General features: G+C 66.5%; 22 protein-coding genes. 6 read left to right on the top strand and 16 right to left on the bottom strand.

What is annotated here, in order from left to right; genetic code table 11:
• Positions 1-4: 4 nt before the first annotated feature.
• Positions 5-1,672 carry a phosphoglucomutase (alpha-D-glucose-1,6-bisphosphate-dependent) gene (gene pgm / locus AC1D2E_RS06070; RefSeq protein WP_478196564.1) on the top strand — a complete coding sequence of 556 codons (1,668 nt, stop codon included), beginning with the start codon at positions 5-7 and terminating at the stop codon, positions 1,670-1,672.
• Between the two features lie 43 nt (positions 1,673-1,715).
• Here pgm and AC1D2E_RS06075 read toward each other — a convergent pair whose 3' ends face one another.
• From AC1D2E_RS06075 to AC1D2E_RS06100, 6 genes are read right to left on the bottom strand one after another with little or no spacing between them, the layout of a single operon-like run.
• Positions 1,716-5,198 (bottom strand): pilus assembly protein, encoded by a 3,483-nt coding sequence (locus tag AC1D2E_RS06075; protein WP_478196565.1) that lies wholly within the window; start codon positions 5,196-5,198, stop codon positions 1,716-1,718.
• Positions 5,199-5,227: 29 nt separating this feature from the next.
• The gene (locus AC1D2E_RS06080) at positions 5,228-5,860 is read right to left on the bottom strand and encodes a pilus assembly PilX family protein (protein ID WP_478196566.1); all 633 of its coding nucleotides are present in this window, start codon (positions 5,858-5,860) and stop codon (positions 5,228-5,230) included.
• Complete coding sequence (locus AC1D2E_RS06085) at positions 5,857-6,921, bottom strand: PilW family protein (protein ID WP_478196567.1); 1,065 nt, start codon at positions 6,919-6,921, stop codon at positions 5,857-5,859. Before AC1D2E_RS06085 ends, AC1D2E_RS06080 begins: the two co-directional genes overlap by 4 nt.
• An 8-nt stretch (positions 6,922-6,929) precedes the next feature.
• Positions 6,930-7,583, bottom strand: coding sequence for a prepilin-type N-terminal cleavage/methylation domain-containing protein (locus AC1D2E_RS06090; protein WP_478196568.1), 654 nt, complete (start codon positions 7,581-7,583; stop codon positions 6,930-6,932).
• Positions 7,574-8,098: a GspH/FimT family pseudopilin gene (locus AC1D2E_RS06095; protein ID WP_478196569.1), complete on the bottom strand. Its 525-nt coding sequence runs from the start codon at positions 8,096-8,098 to the stop codon at positions 7,574-7,576. The genes AC1D2E_RS06090 and AC1D2E_RS06095 overlap by 10 nt, the downstream gene beginning before the upstream one ends.
• 4 nt (positions 8,099-8,102) lie before the next feature.
• A complete protein-coding gene (locus AC1D2E_RS06100; protein ID WP_478196570.1) occupies positions 8,103-8,570 on the bottom strand; it encodes a type IV pilin protein in 468 nt (155 codons plus the stop codon).
• Between the two features lie 359 nt (positions 8,571-8,929).
• On the opposite strand from AC1D2E_RS06100, the gene groES reads away from it, so the two are divergent.
• From groES to msrA, 3 genes are all read left to right on the top strand, one after another.
• Positions 8,930-9,220 carry a co-chaperone GroES gene (gene groES / locus AC1D2E_RS06105; protein WP_286536348.1) on the top strand — a complete coding sequence of 97 codons (291 nt, stop codon included), beginning with the start codon at positions 8,930-8,932 and terminating at the stop codon, positions 9,218-9,220.
• A gap of 48 nt (positions 9,221-9,268) precedes the next feature.
• A complete protein-coding gene (gene groL, locus AC1D2E_RS06110) occupies positions 9,269-10,921 on the top strand; it encodes a chaperonin GroEL (protein ID WP_478196571.1) in 1,653 nt (550 codons plus the stop codon).
• A gap of 143 nt (positions 10,922-11,064) precedes the next feature.
• Positions 11,065-11,802, top strand: a complete 738-nt coding sequence (gene msrA, locus AC1D2E_RS06115; RefSeq protein ID WP_478196572.1) for a peptide-methionine (S)-S-oxide reductase MsrA — start codon at positions 11,065-11,067, stop codon at positions 11,800-11,802.
• 4 nt (positions 11,803-11,806) lie between these two features.
• On the opposite strand, the gene AC1D2E_RS06120 is transcribed toward msrA, so the two are convergent.
• From AC1D2E_RS06120 to tal, 3 genes are all read right to left on the bottom strand, one after another.
• Entirely contained in the window at positions 11,807-12,157 is a 351-nt protein-coding gene (locus AC1D2E_RS06120) for a DUF805 domain-containing protein (RefSeq protein WP_478196573.1), read from the bottom strand.
• Positions 12,158-12,234: 77 nt separating this feature from the next.
• Positions 12,235-13,788, bottom strand: a complete 1,554-nt coding sequence (pgi, locus tag AC1D2E_RS06125; protein ID WP_478196574.1) for a glucose-6-phosphate isomerase — start codon at positions 13,786-13,788, stop codon at positions 12,235-12,237.
• A 2-nt stretch (positions 13,789-13,790) separates the two neighbouring features.
• Entirely contained in the window at positions 13,791-14,738 is a 948-nt protein-coding gene (tal, locus tag AC1D2E_RS06130) for a transaldolase (protein WP_478196575.1), read from the bottom strand.
• Between the two features lie 112 nt (positions 14,739-14,850).
• On the opposite strand from tal, the gene AC1D2E_RS06135 reads away from it, so the two are divergent.
• Positions 14,851-15,519: a lipocalin family protein gene (locus tag AC1D2E_RS06135; RefSeq protein ID WP_478196576.1), complete on the top strand. Its 669-nt coding sequence runs from the start codon at positions 14,851-14,853 to the stop codon at positions 15,517-15,519.
• On the opposite strand, the gene AC1D2E_RS06140 is transcribed toward AC1D2E_RS06135, so the two are convergent.
• From AC1D2E_RS06140 to AC1D2E_RS06155, 4 genes are read right to left on the bottom strand one after another with little or no spacing between them, the layout of a single operon-like run.
• Complete coding sequence (locus AC1D2E_RS06140; protein WP_478196577.1) at positions 15,465-16,127, bottom strand: HAD family hydrolase; 663 nt, start codon at positions 16,125-16,127, stop codon at positions 15,465-15,467. The genes AC1D2E_RS06135 and AC1D2E_RS06140 overlap by 55 nt on opposite strands.
• Entirely contained in the window at positions 16,124-17,170 is a 1,047-nt protein-coding gene (locus AC1D2E_RS06145; protein ID WP_478196578.1) for an ABC transporter ATP-binding protein, read from the bottom strand. The genes AC1D2E_RS06140 and AC1D2E_RS06145 overlap by 4 nt, the downstream gene beginning before the upstream one ends.
• Before the next feature lie 13 nt (positions 17,171-17,183).
• On the bottom strand, positions 17,184-19,391 hold the full coding sequence (locus AC1D2E_RS06150; RefSeq protein WP_478196579.1) for an ABC transporter permease: 2,208 nt from the start codon (positions 19,389-19,391) through the stop codon (positions 17,184-17,186).
• Positions 19,392-19,395: 4 nt separating this feature from the next.
• Complete coding sequence (locus tag AC1D2E_RS06155; RefSeq protein WP_478196580.1) at positions 19,396-20,415, bottom strand: ABC transporter substrate-binding protein; 1,020 nt, start codon at positions 20,413-20,415, stop codon at positions 19,396-19,398.
• Between the two features lie 135 nt (positions 20,416-20,550).
• On the opposite strand from AC1D2E_RS06155, the gene zwf reads away from it, so the two are divergent.
• On the top strand, positions 20,551-22,020 hold the full coding sequence (gene zwf / locus AC1D2E_RS06160) for a glucose-6-phosphate dehydrogenase (RefSeq protein ID WP_478196581.1): 1,470 nt from the start codon (positions 20,551-20,553) through the stop codon (positions 22,018-22,020).
• 123 nt (positions 22,021-22,143) lie between these two features.
• On the opposite strand, the gene AC1D2E_RS06165 is transcribed toward zwf, so the two are convergent.
• Genes AC1D2E_RS06165 through AC1D2E_RS06175 form a run of 3 tightly spaced genes read right to left on the bottom strand, consistent with a single transcriptional unit; the run spans position 22,144 to position 25,095 of the window.
• Positions 22,144-23,136: an ABC transporter ATP-binding protein gene (locus AC1D2E_RS06165; protein WP_478196582.1), complete on the bottom strand. Its 993-nt coding sequence runs from the start codon at positions 23,134-23,136 to the stop codon at positions 22,144-22,146.
• A 58-nt stretch (positions 23,137-23,194) separates the two neighbouring features.
• Positions 23,195-24,187: an ABC transporter ATP-binding protein gene (locus AC1D2E_RS06170; RefSeq protein ID WP_478196583.1), complete on the bottom strand. Its 993-nt coding sequence runs from the start codon at positions 24,185-24,187 to the stop codon at positions 23,195-23,197.
• Positions 24,184-25,095, bottom strand: a complete 912-nt coding sequence (locus AC1D2E_RS06175; RefSeq protein WP_478196584.1) for an ABC transporter permease — start codon at positions 25,093-25,095, stop codon at positions 24,184-24,186. The genes AC1D2E_RS06170 and AC1D2E_RS06175 overlap by 4 nt, the downstream gene beginning before the upstream one ends.
• Positions 25,096-25,142 lie beyond the last annotated feature (47 nt).

The raw sequence follows: 25,142 nt of genomic DNA on the forward strand, positions 1-25,142 counted from the left end.
TTCCATGGCCTCACGACTCAGCCCCCTCGCCGGCCAGCCGGCCCCCCTGGACGCCCTGGTCGACGTCGACGCGCTGCTCGCCGCCTACCGCGCCGAGCGTCCCGATCCGACGCTGCCAGGCGAACGCGTCGCCTTCGGCACCTCGGGCCATCGCGGCTGCGCCTTCGAGCGATCCTTCAACGAATGGCACGTGCTGGCGATCACGCAGGCGATCTGCGACCACCGCCGGGCGCAGGGCATCGACGGCCCGCTCTACCTCGGCATCGACACGCATGCGCTGTCGGCGCCCGCGGCGGCCAGCGCGCTCGAGGTGCTGGCGGCCAACGGCGTCGACGTGATGCTGGCCACCGGCGACGAATACACGCCGACCCCGGCCCTGTCGCACGCCATCCTCGGCTACAACCGCGGCCGCACGAGCGGGCTGGCCGACGGCATCGTGGTGACGCCCTCGCACAATCCGCCGCGCGACGGCGGCTTCAAGTACAACCCGCCCAACGGCGGGCCGGCCGGCCAGGACATCACCGGTCCGGTGCAGGAAGCGGCCAACCGCTACATCGAAAAAGGGCTAGAGGGCGTTCGCCGGATGCCGCACGCGCAGGCCCTGCAGGCAGCCACCACGCACCGCCACGATTTTCTGGCGGGCTACGTCGGCGACCTGGGCAACGTGATCGACATGGACCTGATCCGCGAAGCCGGCGTGCGCATGGGGGTCGATCCGCTCGGCGGCGCCGGTGTGCACTACTGGGGCGCCATTGCCGAACGCTACCGGATCGACCTCAGCGTGGTCAGCGAAGCGGTCGATCCGCGCTTCGGCTTCATGACGCTCGACTGGGACGGCCAGATCCGCATGGACCCCTCATCGACCTATGCGATGCAGCGGCTGATCGACATCAGGGACCGCTTCGACGTCGGCTTCGCCTGCGACACCGACCACGACCGCCACGGCATCGTCACCCGCAGCGCCGGGCTGCTGCAGCCCAATCATTACCTGTCGGTCGCGATCGACTACCTGTTCCGGCACCGCCCGCAATGGGGCGCCGGTGCGGCCGTCGGCAAGACGGTGGTCTCGACGCGGCTGATCGACGCCCTCGCGCAGCGGCTCGGCCGCCGGCTTTACGAAGTGCCGGTCGGCTTCAAGTGGTTCGCCGACGGGCTGCTCGATGCCTCGCTCGGCTTCGTCGGCGAGGAAAGCGCCGGCGCCACCTTCCTGCGCCGCAACGGCACGGTCTGGACCACCGACAAGGACGGCATCACCGCGGCGCTGCTGGCGGGCGAGATCACGGCCCGCACCGGCCGCGACCCGGGCGCGCTCTACGCCGAACTGGCGAACGAATTCGGCAACCCGGTGGCCAGCCGCATCGACGCACCCGCCAGCCTGCAGCAGAAGAAGCAGTTGTCGGCGCTGAGCCCGCAGCAGCTGCGCGCCACCGAGCTGGCCGGCGAACCGATCGTGAGCGTGCTGAGCCACGCCCCCGGCAACGGCGGCGCGATCGGCGGCATCAAGGTGATCGCCCCGAACGGCTGGTTCGCCGCCCGGCCTTCGGGCACCGAGGAGATCTACAAGATCTACGGCGAGAGCTTCCGCGGCGCCGAGCACCTGGAGCGGATCCTCGCGGAGGCCCAGACCATCGTCGACGCGGCGATCGCGCCGGCGCGTCCGGACGGCCCGTGAAAACGAGGCGCCCTGGCACCGGCAGTGATCGGAGTCGAGTCGGTCAGCTGTCGATCTTCTGGCTGCGATAGACCGGCTTGCGATCAGGCTTGACCTTGGGAACGATCTTGTTCGGAGACAACACGGTTGGACCTGTGCATCCAATGCAGAATGGCACGGTCTTTCCATCAATGGACACCAATCCGCCGACGGGCGAGGGTGGAATGCCCTCGGACTTGAACGTGTCCGGTTGGTAGACCCCGTCCGAGTTCGGCGAGATCACGCCCGTCTGGAAATCCACCTTGTATGCCCGCCCGGTACCCAGCGAACACTTGTTCGTGCTGGTGCTCGATTTGGCCTGGAACGTGCTGAAGTAGGTCTGGCCGCCGATGGTCAGCGGTGTGGTGACGACCTGCTCGTACGGCGTGGTCGTGGTGAACAGATTCATGTACCAGCCATTCGCCTTCAAGGTCGTCGGGTCCATGGCCGTGCCGACGCCGGTTACGTTCGTCAGTTGATTGTTGGTGACGAGCGAGGCATCGGTCCCGTAGCCGATCACGACCGTGGGGGTGTTGGCCACCGCCGAGCCATCCGCGTCAAGCGCGCCAACCTTGGTGACGTCGTCCCGAATGCCGTAGAAGCGGTTATTGACCGATGCGGCGCTGCCCGAGGCCAGGGGCTTTTCCCGGTCGCCCGTGCCGACCAGAACGGTGGCCTGCGTGCCGAGCATGACGACACTCGGTGCGTACATGAACTTGCGCTGTTCCGAGGCCGTGGTCCAGTCGCTCACCGTCGCGATCTTGTTGATCGGCCAGTTCGCGACGCTGCTGTAGCTCGCGAAGCTGCTGTTCGGGTCGGTGGTGTTGATGCGCCAGATATTGCCGCGCGTGTCCACCGCGTACAGCAGGTCGATGATGCCGTCATTGTTGGCGTCGACCGCCGTCATGTCGGCGACGAAGCGGCCTGCCGTCGAACCCGGATCGAAGAATCGCAAGTTGGCCGCGCTGCCGGTTGCTGCGTCCATCACGAAAATACCGCGCCCTTGCGTGACGCTGTCGCAGGCGTTGGCGGCGCCGTCCTCACATTTGTCGTAGCCGGCACCGAAGGCGACCAGCGTGGTGGTTGCCGTTCCGATCTTCGCGCGCATGGCGACCGGCGTGGACCAGGTCTGGCCCATGCTGCTGTGGTCGGTGCTGCTGAACTTCCACATGAACGTCGGTTGATTGCCGCCGGTGCCGGGCTTGTTCGTTGCATTGAACGCATAGACCGCGCTCCCGCCGCGGCGCATGGTCGGATAGATCCACAGCTTGCTCAATACGCCGCCGGTCACTTCCTGGTAGCCGCCGATGGAACCGTCGAAGAAGTAGGTCTTCGGGGCGGCGCCGGTGACCGTCACGCCGGGATAGCTGATCACCGGATCATTCGAATGCACCCGATCCAGCGGATTCCGGGAGCTCGTGCTGTCGGTCCAGTGTTCCGGCGCAATGAAGGCCCAGAGCTCGTTGCCGGCGCCGGAGCCGGTCTGATTGCCGCTGACCGCGTGCAACATGCCGTCGCCGGCACCATAAAACACCACGACGTCGTTCGTGCTGCCCGAGCCGTAGTTCACCGCGAGGGGCCGCGAATGAACCACTTCGCCGTGCACCGTCGGCCGAGTCGTGGGCCCCGCTGTCACCGCGCCCGTGCTCGGGTCCGTCGTCGCGTAGGTCGTGGTGACCAGATTGCCGGTGGTCGGGTCGAAGGTGCTGTTGCCGTCGCCGACATTCTGGCCCCGTGCCCAGTTGACCAAGGTCGCGCTGGTGGTGCCTTTGCTCAGGCCCGCGCTCGGGATCGTCACGTTCGTCGTGTTGAAGTCGACCACCGAACTGCAGGTGGTGTCTGTGCAGGTCCGGATGTTGCGGGCGGCATACCCGAGATTGCGCAGCTGCTGACCGCTGCCTCCCCGTTCGACGAGCGGACCGTCGGGCGAATCGGAGTACTTGCTCAGACCAGCGTAAGTCGGTTCGTTTCCGCAACTCGACGCTGTCCCGGTCACGCTCTGCCAATACGTGCCGCTGTCGGCCGTCCAGTAGCTCTTCGCGCAATTCCAGATGAAGCCGCTCGACGTATCGACAGCGGGCGCGCCTGTGGCATCGACGAGGGAGAGCGCGTTGCCGCTGAGCGCGAACTGGTACTGCTTCATGTTGCCGACCCAGCGCTGATAGGCGTTTTCCTGCGGCCGGAAAACGCCCATGAACACCTGGTTCAGGAAGGTGCCCTGGGCATTCACGCTCACTGGCAGCGAGGCGGACGCAAACACGCTGTTGACCGACGCGATCTGTGTCAAGGTTTCCTTCAGCGCGTTGATCAGCGCCAGCAGGTCGCCACCCACGGAATAGTAGCCACCGGCGTAGTCTTCGGGCGCGTGGCCTCGGCCGACCGCCGCCATGGTCTGAAGCAGCTTCGCCTGCTTGGCGTCCTGCGAGGCGTTATAGACGTCGATCGTGAAGGTCTGGACGTTCTGCTGGCCGTCGATCGAGCTCACGTCGGTGCTGTAGAGGAATTTGGTCCACTCGTCGGCGAAGCGGACGTTGGACTTCTGGCTGTTGGGCAAAGGCGCCGGGTAGATCTGCGAGCCCGGGTCGTGGCTGAGCCGCGACATCAGGGTATTCGTCGGATACGGCGAGGCATTCGTATTGGTTCCGTATTCCTGATTCGGCCACGTATTGCCGATCAGGATGATGAAGTTCTTGCCGCAGCTGTTCTCGTTGGTGATCGGGCTCTTGTAGGTCTCCCTGGCCACAGGGTCCGTGAACGCATTCACGTCCTCCAAGGCGTTCTTGGTGCTGTAGCGCGTGGGGCCGAACCCTGTTGCGCCCATCGGCGAGCCGGCCGTACCGCCGGAGCCGGAAACGACAAGGTTCGGTCGCGACCAGCCGCCGAAGTACTTGAAGGCTTCGTAGAGGCCGGCACCGTATTCGGCCGAGGAGGCGCCTTTGAATTCCGGTTCCGTGATCTTGCTGTCGATGTTGGTCAGATCGGCAATGATCGAGGTGTTCACGTTGATGTCCGAGCAAATCTGCGGACTCAACGGCTTGACCTCGTGCCGGATATAGCCCGGCAGGACACTGTTGCTGTCGACCGAGTTGACGCTCGTGTTGAACATCATCAGGCCGACATTGATGTCCAATGCGGCGGTTCCGGTTGGCGGGCTGCACACGAGTTGGTTGARCACGAGCTTCAGCGCGCGAACTTCCACCTGCCCTTGCACCAGTTTCGGATTCCCGCTGCAGGCCGACGTCGAGCTGCAGAAGACCTGGTAAACATAGCTCTGGCAGGTCGTCTTCGCCGAGCCGCTGTAGTTGCCGCATTTCGCGAGGACATCGGAGTACGCCCATGCCTGGGCGTTGTTCGACCAGTTCGAGCTGTTGTCGAGATAGAAGAGAACATTGGGCGCTGACGCGCTCCCGCCGCCCGCATACAGGTCGATGTCTTCGGCAGCAGCCCGCGAATGCAGCACGAGGGCGGCGAGGATCGCCAGCACAAGTCGGAAGGCAAGGGTGTTCATCGGTGACCTTTTTTCTGGCTATATCGCGATCAGGAGCAGCTGCCGGAGAGCGCCGTGATGTCCGTGCGAACCTCGACGCCCTGCTGGACCACCGGCGCGGCGTTCAGCAGCTTCGGATCGTTGGCTTGCGCCTGCATGTCGTACAACACGGTCGCGCAAAGCGAATCGTCGGAGGGTGACCCCACCTTCGACGGATCGACGATCGTCAGGCCGGTGGAGCCTCCGCCGCCGAAGCAGGAGGCGTCCGTCGCGGCCACGTAGTAGATACCGGCCGGATCCTTCTTGAGCAGTTCCGAATTCTTGAGCACGCGGGCACRTTTGCACTCGAGGTTCCTGACCGTGACCTTCATCGAACCCTTCGTCGAATCGGCGGCGCTATCGTCCATCTTGCTCGTGCCGAGATTGACGCTGGTGGTCGTGCCTGCGGCCTTGTACGGATCCCAGGTGGTGTAGGGCTGATTCAACACCGTGTCGAGCGCGTAATTCGCTGCCGCTACCGCCTCGGTTCGCACCTGCTCATTGCTGACAATCTGGGTATGGCGCGTGGACAGCCGAATCACGCTGACCGCGACGAGGCTGACCATCAGCAGCATCACCATGCCAATCATCAAAACGGCGCCGGACTGGACGCGGCGCGCTCGGCAGACAGAGGTCTTCTTCATGATTCGCGGCGCGCCTTCGGAGTGACGAACGAGATATAGGTGCTGTAGACGCGCCGCTTCGGGTTGCCGGCGGCCTTTTCGGCAACGCTGACGGTGGTGTCCGCGCCGAGCGCGAAACTCGCGGCATTCTTGGTGTTCTGGCTCGGATCGCTGGAGCGGGCCAGCAGCCAGATTCGTACGCCGATGACTTGCGTCCAGTCCGTATTGGGCGGCGGAGCTGGCGGCGGGTTGGGCGCAGCCGCGAACACGTCAGGTGTTCCGTCTGCAGGGGTGCTGGTGTCGAACGCGTACTCGATTTGCATCTGCTCGATGTTCTCGACCAACACCACCTCAGGGAGGGCGCCGCCGAGCGAGATGTCTTGATAGACCAACGCGTTCGCCGCGCTGACGTAGTAGATGCGGCGAACGAGTTTGCGCTTCGGTGCCGGCGTGCCGGCAACACAGGTTTTGGTTTGAAGCTTGAATGTGGTCGGACCAGACAGACCCCGTGCGAGCACGATGGGCGTCGCGCTGTATTCGTCGCCACACTCTGACACCTGCAAATAGGCATCTGCATCCGCCTCGCCCGGGCAACCCGGGTCGCCGATGGCGCAAGTACTGGCCCGCTGAATAAAAAGCGCATCGGTACCGGCTTTGCGTGCAATGCAAGTCGGATCGGCGTCGGTGTTCGCCCCTGCCGCGCTGCCAAGCCCCAGGGCGTAGTAGGTCAACGAGTCTTGCCATTTGCCAAGGTTCGCGACTCCGGTCAGGCACATGGCTGTCGCTGCTTCGGCAGGCGTGACGATCGGAGTGACGGCCGCCGTCGGCTTGACCAGGGACCCGTAGAACCCCGTCTGCGACAACTCGCGGCTCAGAACGTCAAGGGCATAGCGTCCGTTCTCATTCACCTCCGCACTCAGTTCGACCTCGCTTCGGGACCGGCTGCTGCCAGCGAAAAGGACACTCACTGCGGCGACGATCAGCAGACCGATGACGAGCGCAATCATCAACTCGATGAGCGTGAGCCCTCGTTGGCGACGGCAACGGGCTTCTGAGGTCGAGGCAAGGGCTCGGCGGTACATGTCGGTCCTCAAGATGACTTGGTCAGGTTCGGCACCAGCACGCGGACCGATACGCCACGCCGCAGCCCGACGCCGAAATCCACATCGCTGGCACACTTGCCCGCCGAAGAATCGGGGTCGGGTTCGGCACTCTTCGATTTGCCTTGCCACACGACCGTGACGTAGATGTCGGCCAGTGCATTGCCCTCCGCCGGGTCGACCCGGATCAGGCAGCCGCGGGCGCCGATCATGGCTCCGACCTTCGAGCTGCCCTCCAGGGCCGCCGCGCCCTGCAGCGCTTGCCCCCACTGACACATCTCGAACTCTGCCTCCGCCAGCGGAACGCCCGCTCCCGCGACGCAGACGGAGCCGGTGCTGAAGTCTTTGGCATTCGCGCCCGATCCCACGTAAACACTGCCGTTGGTGGAACTGACGGCCGCATTCAGATAGCCGTCTACGATGGCCCGCGAATCGGTCAGACGGCCCTGCATTTCACGGACCAGCGAAAGCGCCTCGCCACGCTGGTAAGACTCGAATTCGATGACGGCCGACCTGGCTTGCATGCCGATCACGCCCAGAAGGCCCAGAAGCATCACGGCGATGGTCACCAGCACCTCGATCAGCGTGAAGCCGCGCATGCCGGTCGCTCGCGTACGGAATCGATGAAGGTCAGCTACGAACATGATGTCGATTGGGTGATGGCCCGGCCACTGGCAGAAATGCAGACCCAACGATTGACGCTGGCAGACGGGACGCTGAGCTTGATCCAGGACGAAACGCCAGGGGTCAGCCGGCCGGAGGAATCGAAGACGAACAGCAGGTTGCCGTGCGCCGAGGTGGTGGATGCCACCGAGGGGGAGCCCGTCTGTTGAAGGAGCGCGGTACCCGTTCCGTCGCTGCTTTGGGTGATCTTCCAGTCCCCGACAACGGTGTCGTCCCCCGAATTCGTGAAGTTGAACGCCACCTTGTCATTGCGCTTGAGTGCCTCGCTGCGAGCGACCCAAAGCGATTCATTCAGCGCCGAGGCGACGGACTTGATGCGCTGCGTTGCAATCAGTCGCTGGAACGCGGGCGCGGCAAGCGCCGCCAGGATGGCGACGATTGCCAAGGTGATCATCAACTCGATGGCCGTGAAGCCGCCCTGGCGAACGCGCCGCGTTGCGCGCCGAACTGGGGTCAATGCCACCGGGTTTTCCATCGCGTCACTTGCCCCAGTAACCCGAGGCGTCCGGCGCCTTGACGCCCGTGTCGGTGATCGTCAGCGTCTGCTCGTTCGATACCGCCTGGCTCCCTGCCGGAGTGGCCGTTGCCGTGAAGCCGCCGGACGAGCAGTCCGCCGGCGAGCAAGTGACCGCGATCGTGTAGGCCCCCTGGATTTCGGCAGGCATCACGAAACCGATATCCGCCTGCACGGTGGTGTACACACGCCGGTCGAGGAGGTAGCTTTGTTCCTTGCTGGCCAGATCCATCAAGGCCGCCTGCGCTGTCGCCCGCTTCCCCTTGCGGATGTACGCCGCATAGGATGGGTACGCGATGGCCGCCAGAATCGCCACGATCGCAACGGTGATCATCAGCTCGATCAACGTGAAGCCGCGCGCTCGCCCGCCCCTCGGGACCTTCGAGCTTGCCGTCGCCGACGCCATCGGCATCTGTTCCAGAGACTGAACCATCGGGCTGTATCCTCCATCGCGCGCCCCTCGACCCTTCGATCCGATCAGAGGCACGCCGCAGGAATTCATTTCAAAATGTCACAAAGTACAAGTGGATGTGAAATTATCACATCTGCCCGAAATCAGGTTTTCCTACGCGGCTGTTTCGTGGGAAAACTGACAGAAGGCCCGTTTCGCCCGACAGGCGGTTCGGCTTCATCCACATCGGGCGCCGGCCCCTTCGGCCTTGAAACTGCCCAAAACACCCTTATGATTAGCACTCGTCAAAGCTGAGTGCTAACAACACCGGCTTCCGACGATGTGGCGCCGGCAACCTTGCCGGCACCCGAACCAAACCCCGTTTCTTATCAGGAGATGCAATGAAACTTCGTCCTTTGCACGATCGCGTGATCGTCAAGCGCATTGAAAGCGAAACCAAGACCGCYTCSGGCATCGTGATCCCCGACAACGCCGCCGAAAAGCCCGATCAGGGCGAAGTCCTGGCCGTCGGTCCTGGCAAGAAGAACGACAAGGGCGACCTGATCTCGATGAACATCAAGGTCGGCGACCGCGTCCTGTTCGGCAAGTACAGCGGCCAGACCGTCAAGGTCGATGGCGACGAACTCCTGGTCATGAAGGAAGACGACCTCTTCGCAGTGGTCGAGAAGTAATTTCTCGCCCCTTCATCCCCCTATCCAACTGAATCTCGGAGAAATCTCATGGCAGCAAAAGACGTAGTCTTCGGCGGTGAAGCCCGCGCGCGCATGGTCGAGGGTGTCAACATCCTCGCCAACGCAGTCAAAGTGACCCTCGGCCCCAAGGGCCGCAACGTGGTGCTCGAGCGCTCGTTCGGCGCCCCGACCGTGACCAAGGACGGCGTGTCCGTGGCCAAGGAAATCGAACTCAAGGACAAGCTCCAGAACATGGGTGCCCAGCTCGTGAAGGAAGTGGCTTCCAAGACCTCGGACAACGCCGGCGACGGCACCACCACCGCGACCGTGCTGGCACAAGCCATCGTTCGCGAAGGTTTCAAGCTGGTGGCTGCCGGCATGAACCCGATGGACCTGAAGCGCGGCATCGACAAGGCGGTCACCGCCCTGGTCGCCGAGCTCAAGAAGGCTTCGAAGGCCACGACCACCTCGAAGGAAATCGCTCAAGTCGGCTCGATCTCGGCCAACAGCGACGAAACCATCGGCAAGCTCATCGCTGACGCGATGGACAAGGTCGGCAAGGAAGGCGTGATCACCGTCGAAGACGGCAAGTCGCTCGACAGCGAACTCGACGTCGTCGAAGGCATGCAGTTCGACCGCGGCTACCTGTCGCCCTACTTCATCAACAACCCCGAAAAGCAAAGCGCGATCCTGGACAACCCGTTCGTGCTGCTGTTCGACAAGAAGATCAGCAACATCCGCGACCTGCTGCCGACGCTGGAGCAAGTGGCCAAGGCCGGCCGTCCGCTGCTGATCGTTGCCGAAGAAGTCGAAGGCGAAGCCCTGGCAACGCTGGTCGTGAACACCATCCGCGGCATCCTGAAGGTCGTGGCCGTCAAGGCACCTGGCTTCGGCGACCGCCGCAAGGCCATGCTCGAAGACATCGCCATCCTGACGGGCGGCAAGGTCATCGCCGAAGAAGTGGGCCTGACCCTCGAGAAGGTGACGCTGGCCGACCTCGGCCAGGCCAAGCGCATCGAAGTGGGCAAGGAAAACACCATCATCATCGACGGTTCGGGCGCCCCTGGCGACATCGAAGCCCGCGTCAAGCAAGTCCGCGTGCAGATCGAGGAAGCCACCTCCGACTACGACCGCGAAAAGCTGCAAGAGCGCGTGGCCAAGCTGGCCGGCGGCGTTGCCGTGATCAAGGTCGGCGCTGCCACCGAAGTCGAAATGAAGGAAAAGAAGGCTCGCGTCGAAGACGCCCTGCACGCCACCCGCGCTGCAGTGGAAGAAGGCGTGGTTGCCGGTGGCGGCGTGGCCCTGCTGCGCGCCAAGCAAGCCGTGGGCGACAAGCTCAAGGGCGACAACGCCGACCAGGACGCCGGCATCAAGCTGGTGCTCAAGGCCATCGAAGCGCCCCTGCGCGAGATCGTCAACAACGCCGGCGGCGAAGCCTCGGTGGTGGTGAACGCCGTGTTGGCCGGCAAGGGCAACTACGGCTTCAATGCCCAGAACGACAGCTACGGCGACATGCTCGAGCTGGGCATCCTGGACCCGACCAAGGTGACCCGCACCGCCCTGCAGAACGCCGCTTCGGTGTCCTCGCTGCTGCTGACGACCGAAGCCATGGTCGCTGACGCACCGAAGGACGAAGCCGGCGCCGGCGGCGGCATGCCCGACATGGGCGGCATGGGTGGCATGGGCGGCATGGGGATGTAATTCCCCCGGCCCGGCTGCCACAGCCAAGCCAAGAGCCCCGCGGTGCGAGCCGCGGGGCTTTTTTTCGTCCTGTCGGAGCACCGGGGCGGATCGGCGTACAACCGGGGCTTCGACCCGAAAACGCAGCGAAGGAACCCGCCGGCATGAACCCCAAGACCCTCGTAACACCCCCGGTGCCGGCACGCCGCGCCCTGCTGTGCGCACTCGCGCTCGGCGCCGGAGGACTCGCGCTGCGCCCCGGCGCGTCCGCCTGGGCGGCCGAGCGCGCCACCGTCGTCCCGGCGCCGACCGACGATCCGGCCGCAGGGGCCGCCGCCACGACCGAGACCGCAGTCATCGCCGGCGGCTGCTTCTGGGGCGTTCAGGGTGTGTTCCAGCACGTCAAGGGCGTCACCAGCGCCGTCTCGGGCTATGCCGGCGGCGAGGCCGCAACGGCCAACTACGAAGCCACCAGCTCCGGTCGCACCGGCCATGCCGAATCGGTACGCATCAGCTACGACCCGAAGCAGATCAGCTACGCGCGGCTGCTCCAGATCTATTTCTCGGTCGCCCATGATCCGACCGAGCTGAACCGCCAGGGACCGGACGTCGGCAGCCAGTACCGCTCGACCATTTTTGCGGCCAACCCCGAACAGGCACGCATCGCCAGGAACTACATCGCGCAGCTCGACCGCGCCCGCGTCTTCGGCAAGCCGATCGCGACCACCATCGAGCCGCTCAAGGCCTTCTATCCGGCCGAGGCGTACCACCAGGATTTCATGACCCGCAATCCCGACCACCCCTACATCGCGATCAACGACCTGCCGAAGGTCGACAACCTGAAGAAGGTGTTTCCCGCCAGCTACCGCGCCAAGGCGGTGCTGGTGGGCGCAGGCGGCTGAGGGATCAGACGCTGGCCGGGACCGGCCCGGCCGGCGGTCCGTAGGCATTCGATTCCGGCTGGCTCGGCTGCACCATGAAATAGAGCAGCACCAGGGTGCCGATCACCGGGACCAGCCCGAGCAACAGGAACCAGCCGCTGCGGCCGACGTCATGCAAGCGGCGAACGCCGACCGAGAGCAAGGGCAGCAGGAAGGCCAGCACCACGAGGTAGTAGAGGTACTCGTGGATGAAGCCCGCCACGAAAGCCACGATGACATAGGCCAGGATGAACCACCAGTATTCGGGCCGGGTCGCACGACCGGAAAACTCGACGTACTTGCGAAAGCAGGTCTGGAACGCCTGTTGAAAATTCATGAGCAACTCCTCTTGCTGATTCCCACGGGACAACCCCGTGGTCATCATATCGAGCAGGCTGCCGACTTTGATGAAAGCTAGGCGCCCGGTCGAAGGCGCTGCAGCAGGCCCGCCGTCGAGGCGTCGAGCCCCTGCACGTCGCCGGAGGCCAGCCGCGGCTCGATGTCCCGGGCCAGCACCTTGCCGAGCTCCACGCCCCACTGGTCGAAGCTGTTGATGCCCCACAGGGCACCGCTGGTGAAGACGCGGTGCTCGTACAGCGCCAGGAAGGCGCCGAGGGATTCCGGCGTCAGTCGATCGAGAACGAAGAAGGTGCTCGGCCGGTTGCCCGGGAAGTTCTTGTGCCCGCCCGCATCGTGCTGGCCGACCATGAGCGCCTGCGCCTGCGCCAGCGCATTGGCCAGCAGCTTGGGATGATGGCCCGCGAGATCGTGCCCCGCATCGCGCACCGCGATGAACTCCAGCGGCGTCACGTCGGTGCCCTGGTGCAGCATCTGGAAATACGCATGCTGCCCGTTGGTGCCGGGCTCGCCCCACAGCACGGGCGAGGTGCCGAAGGTGAGCAGCTGGCCGGCCATGTCGACCTGCTTGCCGTTGCTTTCCATCTCGAGCTGCTGCAGGTAGGCCGGCAGCCGCTTGAGCGCACTGTGATAGGGCGCGATGCTGCGGGTCGTGAAACGATGGAAATTGCGATACCAGACGTCGAGCAGGCCGAGGCGCACCGGCAGGTTCTGCTCGAGCGGCGCGGTGCGGAAATGCTCGTCCATCGCATGYGCGCCGGCCAGCAGGCCGCGGAAACCGTCGGCGCCGATGGCCAGCGCGATCGGCAGGCCGATGGACGACCACATCGAGTAGCGGCCGCCGACCCAGTCCCAGAAGCCGAAGGTGGTGTCGATGCCGAAGGCCTTCGCGGCCGCCACGTTGGTGGTCAGCGCGGCGAAATGACGCGCGATATCGACGCCGCCCGACTGCTCGAACCAGCGCCTGGCCGACTGCGCGTTGGCCATGGTCTCGGCGGTCGTGAAGGTCTTCGAGGCGATCAGGAACAGCGTGTGCTCGGGCGCCAGCCCGCGCAGGATGCCGGCCAGCTCGTGGCCGTCGACGTTGGAAACGAAGTGGAAGCGCTTGCCCGGGGCCGAGAACTGGTCGAGCGCCAGCACYGCCATCTGCGGACCGAGGTCGGAGCCGCCGATGCCGATGTTGACGACATCGGTGATCGTCGAATCCGAGCGCACTTTTTCGGCGTAGGCCAGCATGGCGTCGAGCGTCGCATGGACGTCGCGGAAGGCGCCCGCCAGCTCGCCCGTCACCGGCGCGCAAGCCGGTCGCCGCAGCAGGGTATGCAGCACCGCACGCCCCTCGGTGGCGTTGATGTGCACGCCCGCGAACATCGCGTCCCGATGCGCCTCCAGTCCGGCTTCACGCGCCACGGCCAGCAGCAGCTGCTCGGTGCGCGCCTCGACGAGGTTCTTCGACAGGTCGGCAAAGACGCAGGGCGCCGACTGGCTCAGAGCCGCGAAACGTCCCGGGTCGCTCGCAAAGGCCTCGCGCACGTCGAAGCCGAGTCCGGCCGTGTCGTAATGCATCTGGAGCGCGCCCCAGGCGGCCGTGCGATCGCAACGGGCGTTCATCTTCAGGCCTCCATCAATCTTTCGAGCTTGACTGCATCGGCCGCGAAGGCCCGGATGCCTTCAGCCATCTTCTCGGTCGCCATCGCGTCCTCGTTCAGCGCAAAGCGGAATGCCGCCTCGTCGAGCGTGACCTCCGGGATCTCCAGGCGCTTCGCCGCCTCGGCGTCGAGCGCATGGACGAGCGGCGCCTCGCTGGCGGCCAGTTCGGCCAGCAGCTCGGGGCTGATGGTCAGCAGGTCGCAGCCGGCCAGCGTGGCGATCTGGTCGATATTGCGGAAACTGGCGCCCATCACCTCGGTCGCGATGTCGTTCTTCTTGTAGTAGTCGAAGATCTGGCGCACTGAATTCACACCCGGATCGTTGGCGCCGGCATTGGCGGCCTCGTCCCATTGCGGACCCTGCGACTTCTTGTGCCAGTCGTAGATGCGGCCGACGAAGGGCGAGATCAGCTGCACCTTGGCCGCCCCGCAAGCCACCGCCTGGGCGAAGGAGAACAGCAGCGTCAAGTTGCAATGGATGCCCTTCTGCTCGAGCTGGCGGGCGGCCTCGATCCCTTCCCAGGTCGAGGCGATCTTGATCAGCAGTCGCTCTTCGACATCGATGCCCTCCGCCCGATAGAGCGCCACGATGCGCTCGGCGCGCGCAATGGTGGCTTGCGTATCGAAGCTCAGGCGCGCATCGACCTCGGTCGACACCCGGCCCGGGATGATCGACAGGATCTCGGTGCCGAAGCGCACCAGCAGGCGGTCGATGACCTCGTCGATCGACGCGCTCTGGTGCTTCTTGACCACCTCGTCCAGCAGCGGACGGTAGTCGGCCTTCTGGACCGCCTTCAGGATCAGCGACGGATTGGTGGTCGCATCCCGGGGCTTGAACTGGGCGAGCTGGCGGAAGTCACCGGTGTCGGCGACCACGGTGGTCCATTGGCGGAGGGCATCGAGTTGGTTCATCCGGCGATTATCCCGCCGCTTCACTACATGGCGTGTGGTCCGCGGCTGACGCCGCCCAGGGCTCGCGGCCCCTAATCTCTGCGTTCGATTGGTCGCCTTCCGGAGGAATCCCATGTCTTTTCGCAGCCACCGTGCACCACCGCCCGCCGCCTTCGACGATCGCGCCCACAGCGCCTCGATCGGGGCCCTGGCAGCCGCCTTCTGCATCGGCGGCGTCGTCACCCTGCTGGCCCTCTCGGGCCGTCGCACGTCACGCGCCGAGACCGTCGCCGGCCCGGCGGATGGCGCGCCGCTCATGCGCGCGCCGCTGCAGGTGGTGGCGCCGGTCGACCTCAAGCGCTATGCCGGCCTCTGGCACGAGCAGGCGCGGCTGCCCAGTCGCTTGCAGAAGCCATGCACGGGACCGGTGAGCGCCGAGTACACGCCGCTGGCCGACGGCACCGTGGAAGTGCGCAACCGCTGCGTCCTGGCGGACGGCAGTTTCGACGAATCCGTGGGATCGGCGCGCGTGGTGCCGGTGGCCGGGCAGCCCGGTGCGGGTCGGCTGGAAGTGCGCTTCGCGCCCGAATGGCTGGGCTGGCTGCCGCTGGTCTGGGGCGATTACTGGATCCTCAAGCTCGATCGCGACTACCAGGTGGCGCTGGTCGGCACGCCGAACCGCCAGTCCCTGTGGGTGCTCTCCCGCGCGCCGCGGCTCGACGCCAACCTGCTCCAGGCCGAACTCGACTACGCCCGGACGCTGGGCTTCGATGTCGACAAGGTCGAGCTCACCGGCAGGTAGCGCGCGAGCTGCGCCGGCAACGCGCTCGGCCGCTCGCAGTGGATCGCCTGCCAGCCGAGCTCGCGCGCGGCCAGCACATTGGCCAGGGAGTCGTCGATGAAGACCGTCTCCGAGGCCGCGAGCCGGTAGGTCGTCGCCAGCAGTTCATAGATTGCGCGCTGCGGCTTGATGATCTGCACGTCGCCCGAGAAGATGCCGCCGTCGAACCACTGGAAGAAGGGGTGCCGGTACTCGAGCACCCGCGCGTAGGGCGACGGCATGTTCGACAGGTAGTAGAGCCGCAGGTCTTCCCCCGCGTCGCGGCGCGCCCGCAGGCCCGCCAGCAATTCCACGGTGACCGGGATCGGCTCCAGCCGCTCCCCCATCGGTGCCAGCACCTCGCTGAGCCGGTCGGCCGGCAACGACAGGCGCAGCGCCATGCGGCCGATGGCGTCGTCGAGGCTGTGGGTGCCGCGGTCGAAGCCCAGCCAGTCCTCGTGATGGAACATCTGGCGCGCCAGCGCGTGCGCCGCCTCGGCCGTGGGCGCATGCGGCGCCAGATGGTTTTGAACGAGGGCGACGGGCTCCCAGGTCAGGAGCACGGCTCCGAGATCGAAAACGACATTCATGCGGCAAGGGGTACGACGGAAACGCCATGGCTGGCGAGGGACAGGGTGGTCTGGGCACCGGCGGCCAGCGGTCGCGCGAGGTCGCTCGACACCACGAACACCGGGCCCAGCGCGGTGTCGAAAGCATATTCGTAAAAACTGCCCAGGTAGGCCGCCTTGCGCAGCGTCGCCGGCAGGCCGATGGCGGCGCCGATCAGCCAGGCCTCGGGCCGCACTGCAACCTTGACGAAGCCGGGCGCCACGTCGTAGCGCGGCGTCAGCGTCAGCGGACCCAGCTCGACGCGGCCGTCGGGCTGGGCGAGGGCCGGGAACACCATCGCCTCGCCCATGAAGCCGGCGACGAATTCGCTTCGCGGATGGCCGTAGAGTTCTTCGGGCGTGCCTTGCTGCGCGATCACGCCGTGGTCCATGACGATGATCTGGTCGCTGACCGCGAGCGCTTCGCTCTGGTCGTGTGTGACATAGGCGACGGTGAGCTGCAGGCGCTGCTGCAGGCCACGGATCTCCTCGCGCATCTCGCGGCGCAGGCGGGCGTCGAGATTGGACAGCGGCTCGTCGAACAGCAGCACGGCGGGTTCGAGCACCAACGCCCGGGCCAGCGCGACGCGCTGCTGCTGGCCGCCSGACAGTTCGCTCGGCAGCCGGTCGTCGAAGTCGACCAGGCCGACGCCGCGCAGCGCCTCGCGGGCGCGCGCCGCGGCCTCGGGCTTGCGCACGCCGCTCATGCGCAGGCCGTAGCCCACGTTCTCGATCACGTTCATGTGCGGGAACAGCGCGTAGCTCTGGAACATCATGCTGACGTTGCGCTCGGCCGGCCCCAGCGTGGTGACGTCGCGCCCACCCATGAGGATCGCGCCCGAGGTCGGGGATTCGAGCCCGGCGATCATCCGCAGCGTGGTCGTCTTGCCGCAGCCCGAGGGACCGAGGATGGTGGTCAGCGTGCCGACCGGCACCTCGAAGCTGATGCCCTTGACCGCCAGCGGCGCGCGCGCGTCGCTGCCGTAGCGCTTGGTGACGTTGCGCAGTTCGATGCCTTGGCTCATGGGTGCTCCGTGTTCAATGTGCGGCGACCGCGATGCTCGGCACGCCCTGCTGTCGGCGTCCCAGCTTGCGCTCGCCGACCAGCCACTGCACCGCCGCGATCGCGGCCGACATCAGGATCATCAGCACGGTGCAGTAGGCCAGCGCGATGCCGTAGTCGCCGTTGCCGACCCGGCCGATGATGTAGGTGGTGGCCAGTTCGTTCTCGGCCGTGACCAGGAAGATCACCGCGCTGACCGTGGTCATCGCCCGCACGAAACTGTAGACCAGCGCCGCCACCAGCGCCGGCTTCAGCAAGGGCAGCACCACCTTGAACAGCGTCTGCGAGGTCGAGGCCCGCAACATCAGCGAGGCCTCGTCGAGCGAACGGTCGAGCTGCTTGAAGGCGGCCGTGCCGGCGCGCACGCCGACCGGCAGGTTCCTGAACATGAAGCACAGCACGATGATGAGCCCGGTGCCGGTGAGCTCCAGCGGCGGCACGTTGAAAGCCAGGATGTAGCTCACGCCCAGCACCGTGCCGGGGATCGCGAAGGCCAGCAGCGCCGCGAACTCGAAGGCGCCCTGCCCCTTGAATTCGTTGCGCGCCAGCAGCCAGGCGATCAGCAGGCCGAGGCCGGCCGTCAGCGGTGCCGAGAGGCCGGCCAGCTTGAGCGTGGTGATCAACGAGTTCCAGGCCGTGCCCGCCCACACCAGACCGAACTGCCCCCATTCGAGCGCGAACGCGGTCTTGAAATGGTTGAGCGTGAAGCTGTAGTCGCGGCCCCAGGTCTGGACGAAGCCGCCCGCGAAGGCGAACAGGTACACGACCACGGTGAAGGCGATCCACGGCAGCGCGATGCAGTAGATGGTGCGGCGCACGCCGTCGGGCAGCGCCATCGCGATGCCGGCATCGCCCTTGCCGCTGACGGTGGTGTAGTTCTGCCTGCCGAGCACCGCGCGCTGCAGCGCGAACACGCCGAGCGCGAAGATCGTCAGCACCCAGGCCAGCGAGGCGGCGCGGCCCTGGTCGTACTGGGCGCCGACGATGGCGAAGAAGATGTCGGTCGACAGCACCGAGAACTGGCCGCCCACCACCACCGGGTTGCCGAAGTCCGCGATGCTCTCGATGAAGCCGACCAGGAAGGCATTCGCGAGCCCGGGCTTGATCAGCGGCAAGGTCACCGTGAAGAAGGTGCGGCGGCGATCGGCGCGCAGCATCTGCGCCGCTTCCTCGAGGCTGGGCGAGACGCCCTGCACCACGCCGCGCATGATCATGAAGGCGATCGGCGTGAAGGCGAAGAGCTGCGCCACCAGCACGCCGGGCATGCCGTAGAACCAGCGCGTCGGCTCGATGCCGAAGGCGCTCTCGAGCAGTTGGTTGACCACGCCGGCACGGCCGAACAGCAGGATCAGGCCAAGCCCGACCACGAAAGGCGGCGTGATGATCGGCAGCAGCGCCAGCACGCGCAGCGGCGCCTGCCAGCGCCGGCCGCCGCGCTCGGCCATCAGCGCCATCAACGTGCCGAGGAAGGTGGTGCCGGCGGCGGTCAGCAGGGCCAGCACCAGCGTGTTCCAGGCCACGCCGCAGCGCACGCCGCCGGCCAGGCAGCCCAGGCCCCAGACCCGTTCGGTGCCGATGCGCGCCGCGAAGGCCGAGAAGGACGCGCGTCCGTTCTCGTCGAGGAAGGCCCCGGCCAGCGCCTTGCTGACCGGATAGGCGATGAACAGCGCCATCAGCACGCCGCAACCGATGACCGCACCGGAAACGAAGAGGTCGCCCTTGAAGAAGCCGAGCCGCGCCAGCCCGAAGGCCGCGAGCAGGATCAGCGCCGACAGCGCGACGAAGCCACCGGCGCCGATGCCGAACTGGTTGACCGGCAGTTCCCCGAGCTGCGCGTTGAGAATCGGGAGGCTCCAGCCGCGGGCGCCGATCAGGAAGCCGCTGAGCGCCAGGCCGATGGCGCCGACGGCGCCGCCCACCAGCAGCAGCCGGCCCTGGGCGCGGCCGGCCGGCAGCAGGCCGCCGAGCGCGCAGATCGCCAGGCCGATGACGCCGATCCAGAGCCAGCTGCGGCCCTGCAGCAGCGCCTGCATGACACCGTTGGCGCCCTCGGCAGCGCCGAAGACCTGCGGCATCGCCTCCCACCAGCTGGTGTCCTGGATCGCATACCAGGGCAGCAGCAGGTAGGCCAGCGAACCGGCCGCGATGCAGGTCCAGACCGGAGCGTTGGGGCGCTGTCGCATGCTCTCAGCGCGGCAGCGAGTTGACGTCCTTCTCCCAGCGCGCGATCAGGCGCTTGCGTTCGGCGCTGGCGCCGTACCTGGCGTAGTCGTAGTCGATCATCTTGATCTTCTTGAAGTCGGGCACGTTGGCGTCGACCGGCGTCGCCTTGTTCGACGGCAGCTGGAACTGCTTGGCCGCGGCGCCGAAGGTCTGGGCCTGCGGCGTCAGCGCCCACTCGTAGAACTTCTTGGCCTCGGCCAGGTTGCGCGCGCCCTTGACGATGCTCATCGAGCCGATCTCGGCGCCGGTGCCTTCGGACGGCGTCACGGTCTCGACCGGGAAGCCCTGCATGCGCTCCTGCGGCGCATCGTGGACGAAGCTGATCGACACCGCGGTCTCGCCGCGCGCCACCGCCTTGATCGGGCCGGTGCCCGAGCGCGTGTACTGGCCGACGTTCTTGTGCAGGCCCTTGAGGTACTCGAAGGCCTTGTCCTCGCCCATCAGCTGCACCAGGGTCGCGATCATCGTGTAGGCGGTGCCGCTCGAGGCCGGGTTCGCGACCTGGATGTCGCCTTTGTATTCGGGCTTCAGCAGGTCGGCCCAGCTGCGCGGCACGGCCAGCTTCTTCTTCGCGAGCAGTTCGGTGTTGTAGCCGAAGCCCAGCGGGCCGGAATAGATGCCGACCGTCTTGTAGCCCGACTGCTGGGCCTGCTGCTGCGCCCACGGATAGAGCTGCGACAGGCTGGGCGACTTGTATTCGAGCGTCAGGCCCGATTCGGCCGCCTGCAGGTGCGGGTCGCCGGTGCCGCCGAACCAGACGTCGGTCTTGGGGTTGTCTCGCTCGGCGATCAGTTGCGCCAGCGCTTCGCCCGAGCCCTTCAACGACATGTTGAGCTTGACGCCGGTGGTGCGGGCGTACACGGTGGCGATCATGTTGCACCATTCGGCCTGCACCGAACAGATGACGTTGACGGTCTGGGCCGAAGCGGCGCCCGAGGCGCCCAGCAGCGCTGCCAGCGCGGTCATCGCGAAAATCTTCTTCATCAGGACCTCTCGAGAACAAAAAAGGCCCCGTGGGCCGCGTTTCAGCTTAGCGCGTACCGATTCTTGCAGGATCGGTACAAGTACCATTCGCTGGCAAGCTTCATGCTCGGCATTTCCAACTACACGGGTGTATCCATGAGTTTCGACCTCGTCCTCTTCGGCGGCACCGGCGACCTCGCTTGGCGAAAGCTGATGCCGGCCCTGTTCCAGGCTTTCCGCCACGGCAGCCTGCCCGAGGGCGGGCGCATCATCGGCATCGCCCGCGACGACCTCGACGACGACAGTTACCGCGAACTGATCCAGTCGCGCTTCGCCGCGGTCGAGGGTGCCAAGCGGCCGACGCCCGAGGAGTTCAAGAAGTTCGCCTCGATGCTGTACTTCCTGCGCATGGACCTCTCGAAGCCGGAGGACTATGCGAAGCTCGCCGACCTGCTCAAGACGCGCAATGCGGACAACGTCGTGATGTACCTGGCCACCGCGCCCGGCCTCTTCACCCAGGCGGTCGGGCAGATCGCGGCGGCCGGGCTCAACGGCCCGCAGACCCGGCTGGTGCTCGAGAAGCCGCTGGGCCATGACCTGGCCTCGAACCGGGCCATCAACCATGCGGTGCGCGAGGTCCTGTCCGAGCAGCAGATATTCCGCATCGACCACTACCTGGGCAAGCCCTCGGTGCAGAACCTGTTCGCGATGCGCTTCGGCAATGCGCTGTTCGAGCCGATCTGGCGCCGCGAGTACATCGCCAACATCCAGATCACGATCGCCGAGGATCTCGGCGTCGAGAAGCGCGGCGCCTTCTACGACCAGACCGGCGCCCTGCGCGACATGGTGCAGAACCACGCGCTGCAACTGGTCTGCGCGCTCGGCATGGAGCCGCCGATCAACGCCCACGCCGACGCCATCCGCGACGAGAAGCTCAAGGTGCTGCGGGCCTTGAAGCCGTGGACCGCCGAGTCGATCGGCATGCATGCGATCCGCGGCCAGTATGCGGCCGGCACGGCCTACGGCGAGCGGGTGCAGGGCTACCGCGACGAACCGGGCGTCGACCCCGAAAGCCGCACCGAGACCTTCGTCGCGCTGCGCACCGAGATCGCCAACTGGCGCTGGGCCGGCGTGCCGCTGTACATCCGCACCGGCAAGCGGCTGGCCTCGCGCGATGCGCGCATCGAGGTCAACTTCCGGCAGACGCCGCACGCGATCTACCGCGCACCGACCAATGCGTTCAACAAGCTGGTGATCAACCTGCAACCCAAGGACGGGCTCGAGCTGCACCTGCTGGCCCAGGCGCAGGACAAGCGCCAGCGCAACGGCAACCGCCACGCCGGCCCGCAGCTCGCACCGGTCCAGCTCGACCTCGACTTCGACAAGCGCTTCGGCACCGAGCGCGTCGGCGCCTACGAGCGCCTGCTGCTCGACGTCATCGACGGCCGGCTGAACCTGTTCGTGCGCAGCGACGAGCAGGAAGAGGCCTGGCGCTGGGTCGAGCCGCTGATCGACAGCTGGGCCTCCGACGGCACGCCGCGGCCGTACGCGGCCGGCACCTGGGGCCCGAGCGCATCGAGCGCCATGATTGCAAGAGACGGGTACGCCTGGGGCGAAGAGCAGTAGCCGCGGCCGGCGCAGCCGGGCCCGTTGGTGAAACACCGCGGAACCGGCTTTGCCGGGCCGCTGGTGTTGCCCCCGGTAGGGGGTGGGCGGGCTACACGAAGTGAGCCCAACCTGGGGGCGAGCCTAGTCTCTGTTTTCTTCCACGGCGTGGCAGGCCACCTGCACGCCGCGCAGCATCTGCAGCAGCGGCCGCTCGCTCTTGCAGCGCTCGTTGGCCAGCGGGCAGCGCGGATGGAAGGTGCAGCCGCTCGGCGGATTCAGCGGGTTCGGCACCTCGCCCTGCACCGGCGTGCGGCGGCGGCCGGTGTGCTTCATCTGCGGGATCGCGTCGAGCAGCATCCGGGTGTAGGGATGCTGCGGCGCCGCGAAGAGCTGCTGCTTGTCGGCCACCTCGACCAGCCGCCCGAGGTACATCACGCCGACCTGGTCGGCCACGTGCCGCACCACGGCGAGATTGTGCGAGATGAACAGATAGGTCAGGCCCTGCTCGCGCTGCAGGTCCTTCATGATGTTGAGCACCTGCGCCTGCACGCTGACGTCGAGCGCCGAGGTCGGCTCGTCGCAGACCAGGAACTCGGGCTGGGTCGCCAGTGCCCGCGCGATCGAGATCCGCTGCCGCTGGCCGCCGGAGAACTGGTGCGGGTACTTCACCATGTCGAGCGGGCTCAGGCCGACCGACTTCAGCAGTTCGCCGACCCGCTCCTTGAGCGCCGGCCCCGCCTTCAGGATGCCGTGCTCGCGCAGCGGCTCGCCGATGATGTCCTCGACGATCCAGCGCGGGTTGAGGCTCGCGTAGGGATCCTGGAAGATCATCTGAATGCGCCGCCGCAGCACCCGCCCCGCGGGGGTCTTGAAGGCCGCGTGCGCGTCCTGGCCGTCGAACTGCATGCCGCCGCGGGTCGGCTCGTAGAGGCCGACCAGCAGCCGGGCCACCGTGCTCTTGCCGCAGCCTGATTCGCCGACCAGCGCCAGCGTCTTGCCGCGCTCGATCGAGAAGCTCACGCCGTCGACCGCCTTCAGCTGCACGCGCGGCTTGCGCTCGAGCACCCGGTTGAGCCAGGGCGGCGAGACGTCGAAGCTCTTCGCCAGGTCGTGCGCCTGCACCAATGCCGTCATCAGGAAACCTCCGTGCTGCGCACTGCGGTGCGAGCGCCTTCGGGCGGCCGGGCGGCGCTCATGCGACGCCTCCGTAGGCCGGCGAGGCGCTGTGCGTCTCGTGCAGCCAGCAGGCGGCGCGGGTCGCCCCGGCGTTGAACAGGTCCGGCCGTTCGACCAGGCAGTGGTCGAACACGCGCGGGCAGCGCGGGTTGTAGGCGCAGCCGCGCGGAATCGCGTTGAGCCGCGGCATCGCGCCGTCGATCTGGTTCAGGCGTTCGCGGTCCATCGTCATGTCGGGGATGGCGGCCATCAGGCCCGAGGTGTAGGGATGGGCGGGCTGATTGATCACCTCCTGCACCGGGCCGATCTCGGCCACCCGGCCCGCATACATCACGGCCACGCGGTCGCAGGTCTCGGCGATCACGCCCATGTCATGCGTGATCAGCATCACGGCGGCGCCCCGCTCCTTGCAGATGCCCTTGAGCAGCTGGATGATCTGCGCCTGGATCGAGACGTCGAGCGCGGTGGTCGGCTCGTCGGCGACGATCAGCTTGGGCTCGGCCGCCAGGGCCAGGGCGATCACCACGCGCTGGCGCATGCCGCCCGAGAACTGGTGCGGAAAGTGGTCGATGCGCTGGGCTGCCGCCGGGATGCCGGTGTCCTGCAGCAAGCCGATGGCACGCCGGCGCGCCTCGTCCTCGCTCACCGGCAGGTGGGTGCGAATGGTCTCGATCAGCTGCCGGCCGATGGTGTACAGCGGGTTCAGCGAGGTCAGCGGATCCTGGAAGATCGCGCCGATCTTGCGCCCGCGGATATGGCGCATCGCCTCGTGGCCGAGGTTGTCGATCCGCTGGCCTTCGAGCAGGATCTCGCCCGCCGCGACGCGGCCGGGCGGTTCGAGGAGGCCGATGATGGCGGCGCCGGTGAGCGACTTGCCCGCGCCCGATTCACCCACCACGCCGAGGATCTCGCCGGGCGCGATCTCGAAGGAGATGTCGTCGAGCGCGCGCAGCGTGCCGCGGCGGTGCGGGAATTCGACGACCAGGTTCCGAACTTGCAGAAGACTCATCTCAGCCTCGGGTTGAGCGCGTCACGCAGCCAGTCGCCGAGCAGGTTCACGCTGAGCGCGATCAGCACCAGCATTGCGCCCGGAAACACCGTGATCCACCATTCGCCCGAAAACAGGTAGTCGTTGCCGACGCGGATCAGGGTGCCCAGCGAGGGCGAGGTCGGCGGCACGCCGACGCCCAGGAAGGACAGCGTGGCTTCGGTGATGATCGCGGTCCCGACCTGGATGGTCGCCAGCACCATCACCGGCCCCATCACGTTCGGCAGCACGTGGCGCAGCATGATTCGCCAGGGCGATACGCCGGTGACGCGCGCCGCCTGCACATACTCTTTGCTGCGCTCGACCAGGGTCGAGCCGCGCACGGTGCGTGCGTACTGCACCCAGCCAGTCAGCGAGATCGCGACGATCAGCACGCCGAAGGCGACCGAGGTCGGCGCATCGGGAAACAGGGCCCGGCCGACGCCGGCCATCAGCAGGGCGATCAGGATCGGCGGGAACGAGAGCATGACGTCGCAGACGCGCATCAGGAAGGCGTCGAGCCAACCGCCCCAGAAGCCGGCCAGCAGTCCGAACAGCACGCCGACCAGAACCGACAGCACCACCGACACCACGCCGACGATGAGCGAGATCCGGGCGCCGTAGATCACGGCCGAGAGAATGTCGCGGCCCTGGTCGTCGGTGCCCAGCAGGTACTTGGTGGACCCCTCCGGGCTCCAGGCCGGCGGCAGGCGCGCGTCGCCGAGTTCGAGCGCCGCGAGATCGAAGGGATTGTGCGGCGTCACCCAGCCGGCGAACACCGCACAAAAGAGGCACAGGAACGCGATCGCGGCCGCCATCATGGCGACCGGCGAGCTGCGAAAGCTGTGGCCGACATCGCTGTCGAGCCAGCGCGCTAAAGTTTTTTTCATCGAAAGGCGGAAAGAAGGAGCCCGCTGACGCGGACCCCCTGGTCAGG

The sequence above is a fragment of the Variovorax sp. P1_H2 genome (genome assembly GCF_056405295.1).